We start from the raw sequence: 14,434 nt of genomic DNA on the forward strand, positions 1-14,434 counted from the left end.
CCAGCTATTACACTAAAGGTTTGTTACATGCTGATTACATCGGTTTGCTGGTGTTGGTAGAGTTTTTGATAACCGGCACTTGGCAGTTGCTCAAAGAACCTTTAACCGCATGCGAGTAAGGCATAACAGGTGCATTGACGTTCAAGGTGTCGGTAAAGTTGTTACCGTTACCGATAGCCAGATAACCTGATTGACCGAATGGGTGAACAAAACCAATGTTCAACTCGGTAGCCAGAATGGTTGGTGAAGCGGCGTCGGCAGCGATTTTAGCGATGATGGTGGATTTATCAGCGCTGATAGCTTTACGCCATTGGAAGGTTTGCTCAACCCAATCCATATACTTGCCTCTGAAGGCTTGTTCCAGAGTTGGTGCTACACCGTCCACTTTGATAAAGCGGTAATGCTTGGCATGCGTAGCATTGTTTTCCAAGCTTTGTTGGCCGATAGCCCATGCTCTATTACCGGCAGTGTTAACTGCGGTGTTGAACACATCAGGGTTAGTCGTGGTGATTTGTTTAGCAACCGCTTCGCCGTCGGCAAAGTCTTCCAGGCACAATTCCATATCGCCGGAACCGCTGATTTCATGCTTCACAGGACCCGCCAAAGGAGAACCCGCCCAGTCAGGATCCAGACCGGCCGTGCTGCAAGGGTTGTTTAGGAATTTAACGTACTGTTGCGCGCCGGTACCGGAACCGTCGATACGTTTGCAATAATGCACTTTAGTATCGTTAGGGGTTACGTTTCTGACAGTGCCGTCGGAATCGGTGTAAGTCAAACCAGCAGTCAAGGCGGTTAAGGCCGTACCGTTGACTTTAAACTCGGACCATCTTTTGATTTGACCGGAGATCAACTCAGCCACTTGTTGTTTGCTCAAGCTAGGCATACAGGCTTCGGTGTAATCGCCTGGTGCGCAGCTGCCGCCAAAACCGGCCAACAGGTTTTGCGCTCTTTGCAAAGCCACATACAAGTTATCGGAAACCGGCACACCAAACACCAAGGCCGCCGCAGGCACCACGTTCAGAGTCGCGTCGACGGCTACTGGATCAACCGCAGAAGCGTTTGAGGGTTTGTTTGGGCCCACAAACAATTTTGGCTCAACATCGGAAATACCGGCATCGGAGACCACGTTAGTCAGGTTAGCGCCGCTAGCGTTGCAAAACCAAGTGTTGGTTGCGCCTTGTTGGGTACAGTTACCGTTGTCGATACGCATCGCCGCAATCGCCACGCCGTCGATCAGCGGGTTAACGCCTTGCGCAGAACCGCCGGCAGAACGTTTGTGGAACAGGACTTTAGCAGTAGTTGCCGCAGAACCGTTAACGGTTAGGCCGGGTACGTTAGTAGAGTTCAGTGTGCAGAAATAAGCACTATGGTTTTTACCTTCGGAACCCGCTGTACCGTTGTCTTTAAATACATCCAAAGTACCGGCGTCGCACAAGTTCACAAACAAGGCAGCCAGGGCTTTGTCTTGCGCGGTAGCGCCGGACATGAAGATTTCGATATCCGGCGTGACGCTAGGCGCATGTGCAAATGCACCTTGCGAGAAACCTGCCAGAGAAGCCACTGCGATAGCAGCAGACAATAATTGCTTTTTCATTGTATATCTCTCAATTGATTGAATTTAAAGTGTGAGCCGACCCGTTCATGAAGGGGGAACCAGCGAAACAGAATCCGGCCGGCTCAAGACGTTTGCGGAATTAAACCGCCAGCGATTTACGACGAGTGGCGCGCAGTACGCCCATCAAACCGGCGCCGAACATCCAAACCGCGGCAGGTAGTGGCACAGCAGCAGGTGCAGCTGTATAGGTCAATGAGCCCACGTTACCGTTGATTGCAAAATTCCATACACCTGGGAAAGTTTCCAATTCGCCGGTATCGAAATCGTCGGCATTGACTTTTTCATGAACGAACGCCAAAGCGGTGCCCAGTTGGCCTTGCGCGGTGAATGGCAAAGCGGTTAAGAAATCGTTACCGTAAACAGCGGTGTAACCGTTTTGGCCGATAGTTTTGAAGGTGCTCAGGTTATTGGCGTTAGCATCTTGAGTTTGGACATAGCTGACCAAATCATTCCATACACCCATCGAATTACTGATGTCTGACCAATTTGTATCGATGCTAGCAGGAGAAGGTACTACTGAAGTGGTATAGAAGCCCGCTTTAACAACATCAGCTGGCTCGGCCAAAATCCCATGCCCACCAGAAACACCCCAAGTAACGTTGTTGCCGGCAGTGTAAGCAGCAGCGAACGATTGGAAGTTGTTGTCGCTCAGTGTGAATGACAATGGTTGGCTGGGGTTAGCCAAAAATTGTTCAACAGTGATGCCCAAATCCAGCGTGTAAGAGTTTTGTGCTGTGTAGTTAACCAGGTTAAACAAAAACTCACTACCGTCTGCTGTTGCATCGCCGATAGCTTGGATACGCGCTTCCGCGGCGCCTGAAGCGGCCGCTGCCAATACTGCAACTGCCAACAATTTTTTAGACAATTTCATTTTTAAAACCTCATGTTTAAATTTCGATTAATGACATAAGGTGACAGCCCAGCCGTCTTGACCAGCAAGACCCGTGACTTTCCGTCCCCGCTTCACAACGAGTTTGGCTTTTACACGCTTTAGATTGCACTCGACACCATCTAACATCCTGACAGCGCCGCTTTGTTGCCCCCGCGACCATGTTCCGCCTAGCCTCCTCCCTATCCTCTTCCTTCGCCGCTCCTTGTTCGTGCCGTCCGTGTTCCCTAGTTGCTCCCGAATCTTTGCTGAACGGCCGTTCCTCAACCCCTCAACTTGGCGCGAATTATTCCAGAGCAATAGCGGCGTTTCGGTTACAGCATTGTTAAATTAACGTGACATGTAATACATCTGTATTACAAAGCTGGCCGCTAACACGAAAATTCAGCTGATGACTGGGCGCGGGAGGGAGCTATGAAATTTAAGATTCTTTTTGCGGGCATTGCCTCACTGCCATTGAGCGAAAGAAGAAGCCCCTTCTCCCTCCGGGAGAAGGTTGGGATGAGGGGAGATAGAACCATCTGCTCTTAACTTAATAGCAGTGGGACGTGGTCTAGGTATGAATTGTCGTGAGCTCTCGACGGCAAAGCCCTTGCTGGCTATTGAGCAAGTTAGTTAAACCCAAAAAGTCCGTCATGCCGCCGGGATAAGGGCGTCCGGTGCCATGGATGGCAAGCTTCGAACTCTGCGTGCGCTGAACACGGCATTCCCCGACAAGCAAACGCCTTGCGACCGCTTCACCAATCCATTGCGACACTGGGCTCCCGCCTGCGCGGGAGCGACGGACGTTAAAGGCCAGGCTAATATGAAGGCGGGCTAAACAACGCCCAATAAGACTTTGGCGTTAACGATACCGTCCGCATCGGCCGGTTTTTCCACATCGATTTGCAGCACTTGCAAGCGGTGTTTGGTTTCCAAAATTGTCAACCATGACATCAGTCGGTCGAAGGCCAGATTTTCCAGCCAGACGCTGACTTTGTCCTCGCCTTCCGGGGACAGGTGTTTGATCGCCGGTTTTATCTCCAGCTGCTGGCTGCTGAAATCGACTAGAGCCAGCGGCGATTGATTAGCGCCATCCAATGCCGGTGCATCAACCGTAGCCTGTTGCCGCAAAGCCGCCGCTTCGTTGCCGACTTGTTGTAAGTAGGTATAGATTTGCTGTTGCGCCTGGATTTTTAGGTTCAGCAAGCGGCTTTGTTCAGCAATTGGTTGGTAAAACAGCAGGTATGCGCCATACATCAGCACGACCAACACACCACCCAGCGCCAGTACTCGCTCTCTGGGCGTTAATTCGGCGAAGCGTTGCGCTATGTCATTTTTCGCGAATCTCAAGTTGCGCCTCCACGCCGTTTGCACCGCTGTCGGCGGATTGAATTTTGACTTGCATGCTGCTTTGCAACTGCTGTTTGAATTGCTCCAGTTGGCCGATGTCGTCGGCAAGCAGATGTAACTGCAAACCGCCGTTCAGGAAATTGAGCTTTTTCAAGTGTACGGCCGGTGCGTCTTTCAACACCAAGCCGGAACGGTAGATCAAACGCATGAAGCCGCTACCGGCAAAAGCCTGTTGTTTTCTGAGCTGCGCCAGTTGTTGCTCGGCTTGGGCTTTGACATTGACGATGCGTTTCACCTCGGGAAAGCTTTGTTTGAACAGCGCTTGGGTTTTAGCGTCCAATTCGCTCAGCTCGGCTTGCTGTTGCCAGTAGGTGTGCAATAAGGCGTAGCTCTGCACCGCCAAGGCTACACCCAGAACAATGGCCGCCGGCAGCCACTGTTGCCAGCGGCCTACCTTTCGACTACTGACGGCATAAGCGCCGCTCAACAAATTCAGCTCGGAGGGCAATAATTCGACGGCACTCGCCATGAATGGCAAAGGCTTTGTTATGACTGTTTCCAAACAGGTATTTGCCAAACCGTCCGGCAGCTTGCTGTCTTCGCTGCCTTTGCATAGCAGTAACGTCTGAAAATCAGCACCTTCGGCACAGGCTTTTTCCAACAATTGCGGCAGAAATTGCGTATCCACGCCGCCGCCCAGATAGGCAGCGCTACGCAAAATAGCGTTGCTGTCGTCGAGCAACAAAGTGGCTTGCCCAGGCTGATACGGCAGGCATAAGGTTTCGGGATACGCGCCATCCAGCAGCAAACCGGCTTCTCGAAACGGTGTAAGCAGCGCCGCTAATGTTTCGTGGGTAATTGCCGCGACGGCGAGTTTGTCCCGGTCTTGCTTCAACCAAACCAGATGGTAATTTTCCACGTCCTCGGCAAGCAGGTCTTCCAAGGCAAACGGCAAGGCTTTTTTCAGTTGTGCGGTGGTTTTAACCGCCAGCTCGATTTGTAATAACAACACCGAGGCAGCCGGCAATAACAGCAGCACAGACTTACCCTGCGCAGCCGCTGCCAACTCGGCCATCGTGCCTGATGTCGGCTGGCTATCAGGCTCGACAAGATTCAACCATTCCAGTTTATCGGCCGATTCGGCGCCGAATCTGACCAGCAGTTTTTCAGCCATGCGCCAAGCCCTGGCGCTGGCGCTGGCGCTTCACCACTTGCGCGCCACCACTATCGCGCTGCAATTGCGACTCAAACTGCAAATGGGTTTTGCCCATATCGATTTGCCCTTGTAATAAAAAGTGTTGCGAACTGACGCCCAAGCCGTATTTACCGATGCCGGCGTCGGCAACCGTTTCATCTTTTAAAAATTCGGCGACTTTTGCAAAAGGCTTGCCTCGGGCTCTGAACATGGATTCCGCCTGATCGGCGCTGATGTCGTCCGCCAAGCAACGCAACACGGTGGCACTGGCGGTATTAACATTCAGCGGCGCGTAACCCTCCACCGCGTAGACATAAGGCAGCAATTTCAGATAGGTCTCGCGCGTCATGCCTTGTACCAACAGCAACTCGCTGACATCGGCAAATTGCCGGTTAGCGGCGCGATAAGCCGGCTTTTTGCGCGTGTAGGTTTCGTCTTCCGCGCCATGCGGATACCTGACATCCATATCCGCATCAACCCAATCGGCAATCGCCTGCACCAGCTCGGCTTTCAGTTTTAGAATGGCCAGCAAGCGTTCCAGACGCTTTATATCGTCCTTGGAAATTTTGCCCTCCACCAATAGGTTGTTCAGATTGATTCGCCCCTGCAAATCTTCAATCTGTGCTTGCATCGTGCCGCCAGTCACCACGGTCGTTGCCAGCGGTTTGGACCAGGTATCATCCACACCATCGACATCACCCGACAGCCGGCCAATCGCCCAACTTTCCAAGCCATACGCATATTCCCAGGCTTGCATGCTGCGCAGTTGATTTTCGGTGCGGCGTATATCCAGCTGCCGCGCGCTGGACATGGACACGACCGCGACCGTGGCGATGGCCAGTATCAGCATCACCGTGATCAACGCGATCCCTCGTTGATTCTGATCTAGCGACTTCATTCCCGCACCAGAAACAGCCGGCGCATGTCGCCCAGACCGGCCAAGTTAAAATTAGCTTCCACCGCTTTGGGTAATCCGCTGCCGTCCGCCGGCCAATGCGTCATCCAGTCGCTGCCGTAAAAGCGCAATTCAAGCGCGCTCACATTCAGCAATTTTTTCCGGCGAAATTGCGTCTGCTGGGTACGGTCCAACACGATCCAGACCTGCCTGTACAAACTGCCGTTTTCCAGTCGATAACTGACACGCTGCAGATCACTTCGCATCGACAACGCCGACCATTCCGGCACGCTGCGGGTCAATGTCAATAATTCCTCGCCATTTCCGCCGGAAAATGCCGGCTGTTCGCTGCCGAACTCGTCCCGAATCGAGCGCGGCAAAGCCTGGGCTAAATCTTCGTTCAGCAAGTACAAGGTTTGCTGCAACGCGGCGATGCTGTCCGAGCGCTGTTCGGTACCGGCTCTGGCGTCCAACACCGCACCCAATCCGGCGTAAGCCATTGCCGCCATGATCGCAAACACGGCCATCGCGATCAGGATTTCCAGCAAGGTGAAGCCGCGACTGGCGCTATTATTCATGGCCGGTCGGAACATAACTAAGCAATCCGGCATAAGGCGACTTGTCGCCTTCCAGAAACACTTCAATCCGATAATCCCAGACCGTGCCGCCGAGACTCGGCGTCACGCCGCGTTTGGCCTGCCAATACCAGCGCCGCCCGGCCATGGTTTCCCAGCCGTCCTGGTTCTCCGGCTTTTCGGTATCCAGACGCAATTGCACCGCACGATTGGCAGCTATCGTCGCCGCTATGGTTTTGTTTTCCAGATACCAAAGGTTCTTGGTGTTATCGGCGGTAATTTTGATCAAGCCGGCCATTAGGATGACTAACAGGGCCAAGGCAATCAGCACCTCCAACAGCGTAAAACCGCCGTCGCCGGGGTATTTCATGGCTTGAGAGCGGCGCTGGAAATGGCCAAGCCCTCGTCCGCCGTATTGCTCAGCCAAAACCGGAGATCGCTTTTTGCTAAATCCAAGGCAATTTTAAATGCGTCGGAGGCCCCGTCCGGGGTAAATACAATCTGCGGCTCTGGATGCACTTTGCTGCCAAAGTGCTTAGTCAGGTACACCGGCTTTTCATCCAGGGTCAATGCCAAGGTCATACCGGCTGGCAAATCCCGTTGTCTGAAGACCGCATCAGTATTCTCCGGCCGCCACTTGCCTTGGGTCGGCGACAGAAACCTATACCCTTGACCGACCAATTCCAGACCGATACTGTCGCCGCGTATCATCGCTTCCTGCTCAGCCAGCTCCAGCAATTTCGCCAGCCGCTGAATTTCCAATTGTTGCTGCTGGCTGTGATCAGCATTGCCCATCGCCAGCATCGCCATGCTGCTCATCACGCCGATCAGGACCATAGCAATCAATAGCTCGATCAGCGTAAAGCCGCGAACCTTCACGCCCTCAACCTGACTTATTTTTGCGCCCAATTGGTGATGTCCGCGCCGGCTTCGCTGCCGCCTTCCACACCGTCGGCGCCGAAGGAATACAAATCAAATTCGCCGTGCGCGCCGGGCTGCATATAAAAATACGCTTTGCCCCAAGCGTCGACTGGCAGTTGATCCAGATAGCCGCCCTGCTTCCAATGCGCGCCGGCCGGCAGATTGGCGGGTTTATGCACCAAAGCTTCCAGGCCTTGGTCGGTGGTGGGGTAGCTGAAGTTATCCAGTCTGTACAAGTCCAGTGCGGCGCTGATGGCTCTGATGTCTTGCAAGGTGCGCGTGGCCCGAGCCTCGTCCGGTCTGCCCATGATTTTAGGGACGACGATGGACGCCAAGATGCCCAAAATCACCACCACGATCATCACTTCGATCAGGGTAAAGCCTTGCTGTTTTTTATTGCTCATAACGGTTTAAAGTCGGATTGGTTTAAACAGGTCCCTGCCTGCGGGACAACGGGGAGAAGATTAGAAAGCCAACGTGACAGGCGTATGACAAAACCGCTATCTAATCAATTGGTTCATTTCAAATATCGGTAACAGAATCGCCAATACGATGGTCAGCACCACCAGACCCATGAACAAAATCAAGGCAGGCTCGAACAAGCCCATGGTCAGTTCGGTCAGCGCCTGAATATCGCGTTCCTGATCGTCGGCGGCACTTTCCAGCATGCGCGGCAATTGGCCGCTGGCCTCGCCGCTGGCGACCAAATGTATCGTCACCGGCGGGAAGAAACCGCTGGCTTCCAGCGCCTTGTTCAAGCTCTGGCCTTCGCGCACGCGAATCGCGGTATGCGCCACCGCCTGCCGCATCGCCTCGTTCGCCAACACCTGGCTGGAGATTTTCAAGGCTTCCAGCAACTCCACGCCGCTATTGGTCAAAATCGCCAAGGTGCGGGTAAAACGCGCGGTGTTTAAGCCTTTGGAAAAACGGGCGGTAATTGGCATGGTCAGCAGCCAACGGTGAAACAGCATGCGCGGCCGCTCCCGGCGCAGAATCAGCTTGGCGGCCACGGATAAAGCCCCCCCAATAGCCAGCAGCAGCAAGCCATTGCGCTGCAAAAAATCGCTGCAACTAATTAAGGCCTGGGTAATAGCCGGCAACTCGTGGCCCATTTTGTCGAACACCCCGGTGATTTCCGGCACCACATACGCCAACAGACCGATGACCACTAATATGGACACGGACGACAGCAAGACCGGATAAATCATCGCCATCTGCAACTTACGATGCAGCTGGCCTTTGTCGCTGAGATAATCGGCGAGTTTTTCCAGCACCTGATCCAGTTTGCCTGAGGATTCGCCGGCTTCGATAGTGGCGCGGTACAAGGGCGGAAAAGTACTGGGAAATGCCTGACATGCCACGGCCAGACTTTGCCCTTCCAGAATTCGGCTTCTGATCGCCAGCAAAATCCGTCTGGCGCGATTGGATTCCAATTGCCGGGCAATGATGCCCAGCGCTTCATCTATCGCCAAACCGGACTTTAATAAAGCCGCTAACTGCCGGGTGATATGCGCCAGCGCGCGCATGCCGATGTTTTGCGCCAATAAGGGCGACTGGCCGCTGCGTTCTTTTTTATGAACTTCTTGAATGTCCAGCAGGGTTAAGTCGTTGGCCTTTAATTGCTGGCGCGCGGTTTTGATCGTATCGCTTTCAAGCGTGCCTTTAACCGATTTGCCCTTGCCGTTCAGCGCTTGATATTCGAAGACCGCCATGCCCAGTTAGTCCTTTAAGGTGATGCGGATGGCTTCGTCGATGCTGGTGTCGCCGTTCAGGACTTTTTCCAGCGCGCTTTGTTGAATGCTGCGCGAAGTCAGTCGGGCATGCCGCTCCAGTTCCAAATCGCCGGCGCCATCATGGATTAACTGCTGCATCGCGCTATCCAGCATGATCATTTCAAAGATACCGGCGCGGCCCTTGTAACCGTGGTTATGGCACTGCGGACAGCCTTGGGCTTGATAAACCGTAACCGGCCCGCCGGCTGGGTTGCCATAGCCCAGCTTGGCTAAATCCTGTACAGGCACCTGCTCCGGCTTTTTGCAATGCGGGCAAAGTTTACGCAGCAGCCGCTGGGCTATCACGCCGACCAAGCTGGACGCCAACAAGAAAGGTTCTATGCCCATGTCGCGCAGCCGGGTTATAGCGCCGACGGCAGTATTGGTATGCAATGTCGATAGCACCAAGTGGCCGGTCAAGCTGGCCTGCACGGCAATCTCGGCGGTTTCCCGGTCGCGAATCTCGCCGACCATCACAATATCCGGGTCCTGCCGCAAAATTGCCCGCAAGCCCTTGGCAAAAGTCATGTCCACCTTGGCATTCACCTGGGTTTGGCCGACGCCGTCCAGGTAATATTCGATGGGGTCTTCGACGGTGAGAATATTACGGCTGCGTTGATTCAATTGATTAACCACCGCGTACAAGCTGGTGGTCTTGCCGGAACCGGTCGGCCCAGTCACTAAAATAATGCCGTGCGGGCGGGCGATCATTTGCTGAATACTGTTCAACTCGTAATCCGACATGCCGACTTGCTTCAGGCTTAACTGATTAGCCTGCTTATCCAACAAACGCAGCACCACCCGCTCGCCGTGGCCGGAAGGCAAAGTCGATACCCGCACATCCACTGTGCGACCACCGATATTCAAGGAGATACGGCCATCCTGCGGCAAGCGCTTCTCGGCGATGTCCAGCTTAGCCATGACTTTCAGGCGGGAAATCACCATCGGCGCAAATTCGCGTTGCGGCTCGATGATCTCCCGTAAAGTACCATCCACCCGAAACCGCACCACCATGCGCTTTTCGTAGGATTCTATATGTATGTCCGAGGCGTTTTCCTTGATGGCCTCGGTGAGCAAGGCATTAATCAAGCGGATGATGGGCGCCTCGTCCTCGCTTTCCAGTAAGTCTTCCGGCTTGGGCAAATGCTGGGCCATCTCCGACAAATCCAGATTGTCCTGCATATCGGCCACCATTTGCTGAGCATGGCCGGTTTTGTGTTCGTAAACCGCCTGCAATAGGCGCTCGAATTCTTCCGCGCCGACCGCTTCGTAACTGGCCGGCCGATCCACGAAGCGGCGGATTTCCAGCAAGGCTGTTACCGTGGCTTTTGGTTGATAGACGATACGCGCCTGCTGCGCGGAACATTCCGCGACCAGCACGCCGTGGCGTTTGGCAAAGCCGTAAGACGGCAGCCGGGTGTCGGTCGGCGCCGGCGCTGTTGGTTCAGCGCTGGCCATTGCCGCCAGCCTCGCCGTTATCTTGCGCAGCCGAATTGTCGTCCGCTAAGTTATCCAGCAGAGGCTGTTTCTGCTCCGGCATCAACAACACGCCGTCTTCGTTAAACTCTTGCTGCTTGTCGCGAATGTAGTTGTATTTGTCGTGGGTCAAACCGCTGGATTTACCCGCATCCCTGATGATTTGCGGCCGCAAAAACACCATCAGATTCTTTTTGGTGATAGTCGTGGAATTGGTTTGAAACAAATAACCCAGATAAGGAATATCGCCCAACAGCGGCACCTTATCCACCGTTTCGGTGATGTCGTCTTCGATCAAGCCACCCAATACCAAGACCTTGCCGTCATCGACCAATACGCTGGTTTCGATCTTGCGTTTATTGGTCTGCAAATCGGCGCCGGTAGTGCCTTGCACGACGCTGGAGACCTCTTGCGCCACTTTCAATTTAACCGCGTTGCCTTCGTTGATCTGCGGCAAGACCTTCAGTTTGATACCGATGTCTTCGCGCTGGATGGTTTGAAACGGCGTGCTCAAGCTGCCGCCAACCGACGGGGTATATTGACCGGTGGTTAACGGGATATTGCGGCCGACTATCATGCTGGCTTCCTCGTTGTCCATCGTCACCAGCGACGGCGTGGATAACACATTGACATCGGTATCGTTGGCAAAGGCGGTCAGCAGGGCTTTTAGTTCGCTACCGGCCAAATAACCGATACTTAGGCCCTTGCCCGCAGAGGTAATGAACTGCGAAAGATTCAAAGAATTACCTTCGCCTTTTCTACTGGCCGCAAACACGCTGCCATCGTCCTTGGTTTGCCATTCGACGCCGATGTTCTGCGATTTGTCATAGCTGACCTCGGCGATGATCGCTTCGATATGCACTTGCGCGCGGCGCACATCCAACTGCCGGACCACCGATTTCAATGTCAGCATTAAATCGTGCGGCGCGGTGATAATCAGTGCGTTGGCCGCCTCATCCGCTCGAATATCAAAGTCCTTGGCGGTGGAGGCTTTGGTTTTGGCTTGATCGGCTTTTTCGTCTTTTAAAGATCCCACCCCGGTCAGCGTTTCCACCAACTCCTTGGCTACGGCGTAACGCATATAAATCACTTCGGTGTTGCCGGCTTTTTCCATCGGCGTATCCAGATTGGCGATCAAGGCGCGCATCTGCAAGCGCATCTCCGGATCGCCGCCCAGAATAATGGAATTGGAACGTTCGTCGGCCACCATGGGCGGCGGGACGGCGGTGGTTTTTCCGGCATTATTGCTGGTAATCAGCGTATTCAGCGGCAGTATCAAATCGGCGGCGTTGGCATGCCGCAGATTGATGATTTCAATGTTTTGTAAATCGCTTTTATCGATTTGCTTGATCATCGCCGCCAAGCGTTTGACGTTGGCGGCGGTATCCGACAGGATGACGGTGTTACTTTCCGGCACCGCACCGATAAAGGCGTATTGCGGCATCAAGGGCAATAGGGTCTGCACCAATTGCGCCGCATCGACGTGATGCACCTGCAAAACACGGGTCAGTTGCTCGTCGCCGTTTTGCGGATTGCCGCGCAACTCGCTTTCCTCACCATCCTGCTTGGCCGTGACATTGGGAATGATTTTGACAATATTGCCGTTCGGAATCGCCGAGTAGCCGTGTACCTTTAGTATGGACAGGAATACATCGTAGACTTGCGCGGATTTCATGGGCGTGGAAGTCACCACCGAGATATTGCCGGTGATGCGCGGATCGATAATGAAGTTTTTACCGGTGACATCGGCCACCGTTTCGATCAGGGCGCGTATATCGACATCTTTCAGATTCAGCGAAAATTCGTCTTTTTCCGCCAGCACCATCGGGCAGAACATGGCCAGCAGCAAGCCGATCAACAAGCGTGTTTTCATTTGCAGTTTACAAGAGAGGGGTTATTCGGTGGCGGCTGGCACGCGGACGCTATCTTTTTTTAATAACAGGGATTCCCGGCGTTCGCCACGCTTTAACAACACCCGGTCGGCTTCGACAGAATGCAACACCGCGCCGCCAGGCAGTTCATCGCCTAATCTATATTTCTTTTGCTGGCCGTCGTCGGTTTGGATGATGCCGCTGGCATTTTCCGGATTCTTGGATAAAAACAGGATGCCCAACAGTTTGAGTTGCGATTGCGTCTCCGCAACGGCGCCATCACCAGACACGCTATCCGGGCTTTGCCCAAACAAATGCCAGGTGCCGATTTCCGATAAATCCATCGGCGGATTTTGCGTAGCCATATCGTTTGAGATGGGCGCCGCGGACTCTGCCGGCATCTGCCCGAAATCGGCCAACGCATCGGTCAGATTGGCATATAACACCGCAAGCAGATAAACCGTAGCCAGCGCTGTGGCAAGCCATTGCAAAGAGGTACCGCCACCCACTCCACGCTCGGCTGTTTTCCAATCGAAAGCAAATCTTGAAAATCCCGCAAATTTCATCATGGATGAATTATGCTGGGAAAACATGACTGTTTTATGACAAAGCCGACCCGGCCAATAGCGCCCCATCCGCGCCGGCGGTTGACTTGCCGACGGCCATCAAGCGCTGATAAAGTCAGCCGAAAACCCGAACCCAACCACATCAACTAAGCATATGAATGGATTATCAACCCTGGCACAGGCCTTTGGCGGCGAGGCGAGCCGCATCGAGGGAATCGATCAATTAGCCGGCGATTTAAATCGCTGGTATTTGCAACAGCCGCCGGACCGCAACTTTCTGCATCCCTGTTTAATCGGCGGCAAACCGGCCTTGGTGTGCCAAGCCGGCCTAAGCCGCGACGCCTCAGCAGCTTATGCCGAATTGGCAGCCATCGCCCGGCGCTACGGTATCCATCTAAAGGAAGACAGCCGGCAGCGCGACGATAGCACTATCCTGCATAACCGCCGCCGTGAAGTCAGCCTGGTATTGAGTTTTTGCATCGGCCTGATGGGATCATCGCGCATCGTAACCGCCAGCGATTTACAGCCATCCAATGCCGTGCAAGCCGTCTCCACCCAATTGGCCGAGCCGGCTAATACGATGCAGGCCAAGCTCTCGGTTGATCAGTACGGTGCCGCGACGATACGCTTGCGCCTGCGTAAACCGCCCAGCGCCGCGGAGGTGATGGCCGCCTACAGCCAAAAGCAAACCACGCTAAGCAGTAATCCGCAGGCGAAAACCGAAATTGCCAATTTTCTAAGCGCTATCTATCAGGCCGAGTCCTCCGATCCAGACAATATCGGCGCGGACTTGGCAATCATGGCCGAGTATTTTTCGCTCTACCCACAAGCAGTGAGTTTGCTTAACGAACTGCGCGGCCAAAAACTCACGCTTAAGTATCAACAAAACACCTGGCAAACCCAGGCATTTGGCAACGAATTTGGTGTGGATAGCGTGACGATTTATTTCGATACCCGGCTGGGCGCGCAATTGCTGAATGATCCGGGCTGCGACAGTACACCCGCCTGTAGCATCTCGCCCGCCGACGCCTTACTACACGAGTTGCTGCATGCCAAGTTAATGTTACTGGACAGCCAACATTTCATAGACGGCGGCGGCATGACCCAAACCCTTTACCCTTTCGAGCACGAACGCGAAGTGATTCATCACGAAAACCGGCTTTACCAAGACATGAATCAATTGGACGGCCGCGCCCGGCCTTTAAGGCATAGACATAGCGGCGAGTTATTGCAAGTCTCCTGCCCGGCCTGCAACCCAATAAAGCAAGTTGCGTCAGGCGACCCAAGTCTGTAAAACTAACGAAATTTCGTGATAGACATAACAAAA

14 protein-coding genes and 1 riboswitch are annotated in these 14,434 nt (G+C 53.8%); of the genes, 1 reads left to right on the plus strand and 13 read right to left on the minus strand.

Going from position 1 to position 14,434, the window contains the following annotated elements; all coding sequences use genetic code 11:
* Nucleotides 1-34: 34 nt before the first annotated feature.
* From ACH5Y9_RS12575 to ACH5Y9_RS12635, 13 genes are all read right to left on the minus strand, one after another.
* Nucleotides 35-1,594, minus strand: coding sequence for a hypothetical protein (locus ACH5Y9_RS12575; protein ID WP_445366306.1), 1,560 nt, complete (start codon nt 1,592-1,594; stop codon nt 35-37).
* A gap of 100 nt (nt 1,595-1,694) precedes the next feature.
* A complete protein-coding gene (locus ACH5Y9_RS12580) occupies nt 1,695-2,486 on the minus strand; it encodes a hypothetical protein (protein WP_445366307.1) in 792 nt (263 codons plus the stop codon).
* A gap of 39 nt (nt 2,487-2,525) precedes the next feature.
* A riboswitch (cyclic di-GMP riboswitch) is annotated at nt 2,526-2,604 on the minus strand.
* A 716-nt stretch (nt 2,605-3,320) separates the two neighbouring features.
* A complete protein-coding gene (gspM, locus tag ACH5Y9_RS12585) occupies nt 3,321-3,836 on the minus strand; it encodes a type II secretion system protein GspM (RefSeq protein WP_445366308.1) in 516 nt (171 codons plus the stop codon).
* Nucleotides 3,817-5,010, minus strand: coding sequence for a type II secretion system protein GspL (gene gspL / locus ACH5Y9_RS12590; RefSeq protein ID WP_445366309.1), 1,194 nt, complete (start codon nt 5,008-5,010; stop codon nt 3,817-3,819). Before gspL ends, gspM begins: the two co-directional genes overlap by 20 nt.
* On the minus strand, nt 5,003-5,929 hold the full coding sequence (gene gspK / locus ACH5Y9_RS12595) for a type II secretion system minor pseudopilin GspK (RefSeq protein ID WP_445366310.1): 927 nt from the start codon (nt 5,927-5,929) through the stop codon (nt 5,003-5,005). Before gspK ends, gspL begins: the two co-directional genes overlap by 8 nt.
* Nucleotides 5,926-6,504, minus strand: a complete 579-nt coding sequence (gene gspJ / locus ACH5Y9_RS12600; RefSeq protein WP_445366311.1) for a type II secretion system minor pseudopilin GspJ — start codon at nt 6,502-6,504, stop codon at nt 5,926-5,928. Before gspJ ends, gspK begins: the two co-directional genes overlap by 4 nt.
* The gene (gspI, locus tag ACH5Y9_RS12605) at nt 6,497-6,871 is read right to left on the minus strand and encodes a type II secretion system minor pseudopilin GspI (protein ID WP_445366312.1); all 375 of its coding nucleotides are present in this window, start codon (nt 6,869-6,871) and stop codon (nt 6,497-6,499) included. Before gspI ends, gspJ begins: the two co-directional genes overlap by 8 nt.
* Nucleotides 6,868-7,410, minus strand: a complete 543-nt coding sequence (gene gspH, locus ACH5Y9_RS12610) for a type II secretion system minor pseudopilin GspH (RefSeq protein WP_445366313.1) — start codon at nt 7,408-7,410, stop codon at nt 6,868-6,870. The genes gspI and gspH overlap by 4 nt, the downstream gene beginning before the upstream one ends.
* Entirely contained in the window at nt 7,395-7,826 is a 432-nt protein-coding gene (gene gspG / locus ACH5Y9_RS12615; RefSeq protein WP_033159026.1) for a type II secretion system major pseudopilin GspG, read from the minus strand. The genes gspH and gspG overlap by 16 nt, the downstream gene beginning before the upstream one ends.
* A gap of 96 nt (nt 7,827-7,922) precedes the next feature.
* Nucleotides 7,923-9,134 carry a type II secretion system inner membrane protein GspF gene (gspF, locus tag ACH5Y9_RS12620; RefSeq protein WP_445366314.1) on the minus strand — a complete coding sequence of 404 codons (1,212 nt, stop codon included), beginning with the start codon at nt 9,132-9,134 and terminating at the stop codon, nt 7,923-7,925.
* A gap of 6 nt (nt 9,135-9,140) precedes the next feature.
* On the minus strand, nt 9,141-10,652 hold the full coding sequence (gspE, locus tag ACH5Y9_RS12625) for a type II secretion system ATPase GspE (protein WP_445366315.1): 1,512 nt from the start codon (nt 10,650-10,652) through the stop codon (nt 9,141-9,143).
* Nucleotides 10,639-12,543, minus strand: coding sequence for a type II secretion system secretin GspD (gene gspD / locus ACH5Y9_RS12630; RefSeq protein ID WP_445366316.1), 1,905 nt, complete (start codon nt 12,541-12,543; stop codon nt 10,639-10,641). The genes gspE and gspD overlap by 14 nt, the downstream gene beginning before the upstream one ends.
* Nucleotides 12,544-12,564: 21 nt before the next feature.
* Nucleotides 12,565-13,110 (minus strand): type II secretion system protein N, encoded by a 546-nt coding sequence (locus tag ACH5Y9_RS12635; protein WP_445366317.1) that lies wholly within the window; start codon nt 13,108-13,110, stop codon nt 12,565-12,567.
* 151 nt (nt 13,111-13,261) lie between these two features.
* Between ACH5Y9_RS12635 and ACH5Y9_RS12640 the strand changes: the two genes are divergently transcribed.
* A complete protein-coding gene (locus ACH5Y9_RS12640) occupies nt 13,262-14,401 on the plus strand; it encodes a hypothetical protein (protein ID WP_445366318.1) in 1,140 nt (379 codons plus the stop codon).
* The last annotated feature ends 33 nt before the right edge of the window (nt 14,402-14,434 follow it).

It is taken from the genome of Methylomonas sp. BW4-1 (assembly GCF_052474385.1).

Excerpts from the sequence above, each read along its gene's own strand:
- ACH5Y9_RS12575 (WP_445366306.1), bottom strand. The coding sequence starts at position 1,594 with ATGAAAAAGCAATTATTGTCTGCTGCTATCGCAGTGGCTTCTCTGGCA.
- gspF (WP_445366314.1), bottom strand. The coding sequence starts at position 9,134 with ATGGCGGTCTTCGAATATCAAGCGCTGAACGGCAAGGGCAAATCGGTT.
- gspE (WP_445366315.1), bottom strand. The coding sequence starts at position 10,652 with ATGGCCAGCGCTGAACCAACAGCGCCGGCGCCGACCGACACCCGGCTG.
- ACH5Y9_RS12640 (WP_445366318.1), top strand. The coding sequence starts at position 13,262 with ATGAATGGATTATCAACCCTGGCACAGGCCTTTGGCGGCGAGGCGAGC.
- ACH5Y9_RS12635 (WP_445366317.1), bottom strand. The coding sequence starts at position 13,110 with ATGATGAAATTTGCGGGATTTTCAAGATTTGCTTTCGATTGGAAAACA.
- gspI (WP_445366312.1), bottom strand. The coding sequence starts at position 6,871 with ATGAAATACCCCGGCGACGGCGGTTTTACGCTGTTGGAGGTGCTGATT.
- gspG (WP_033159026.1), bottom strand. The coding sequence starts at position 7,826 with ATGAGCAATAAAAAACAGCAAGGCTTTACCCTGATCGAAGTGATGATC.
- gspL (WP_445366309.1), bottom strand. The coding sequence starts at position 5,010 with ATGGCTGAAAAACTGCTGGTCAGATTCGGCGCCGAATCGGCCGATAAA.
- gspJ (WP_445366311.1), bottom strand. The coding sequence starts at position 6,504 with ATGAATAATAGCGCCAGTCGCGGCTTCACCTTGCTGGAAATCCTGATC.
- gspD (WP_445366316.1), bottom strand. The coding sequence starts at position 12,543 with ATGAAAACACGCTTGTTGATCGGCTTGCTGCTGGCCATGTTCTGCCCG.
- gspK (WP_445366310.1), bottom strand. The coding sequence starts at position 5,929 with ATGAAGTCGCTAGATCAGAATCAACGAGGGATCGCGTTGATCACGGTG.
- ACH5Y9_RS12580 (WP_445366307.1), bottom strand. The coding sequence starts at position 2,486 with ATGAAATTGTCTAAAAAATTGTTGGCAGTTGCAGTATTGGCAGCGGCC.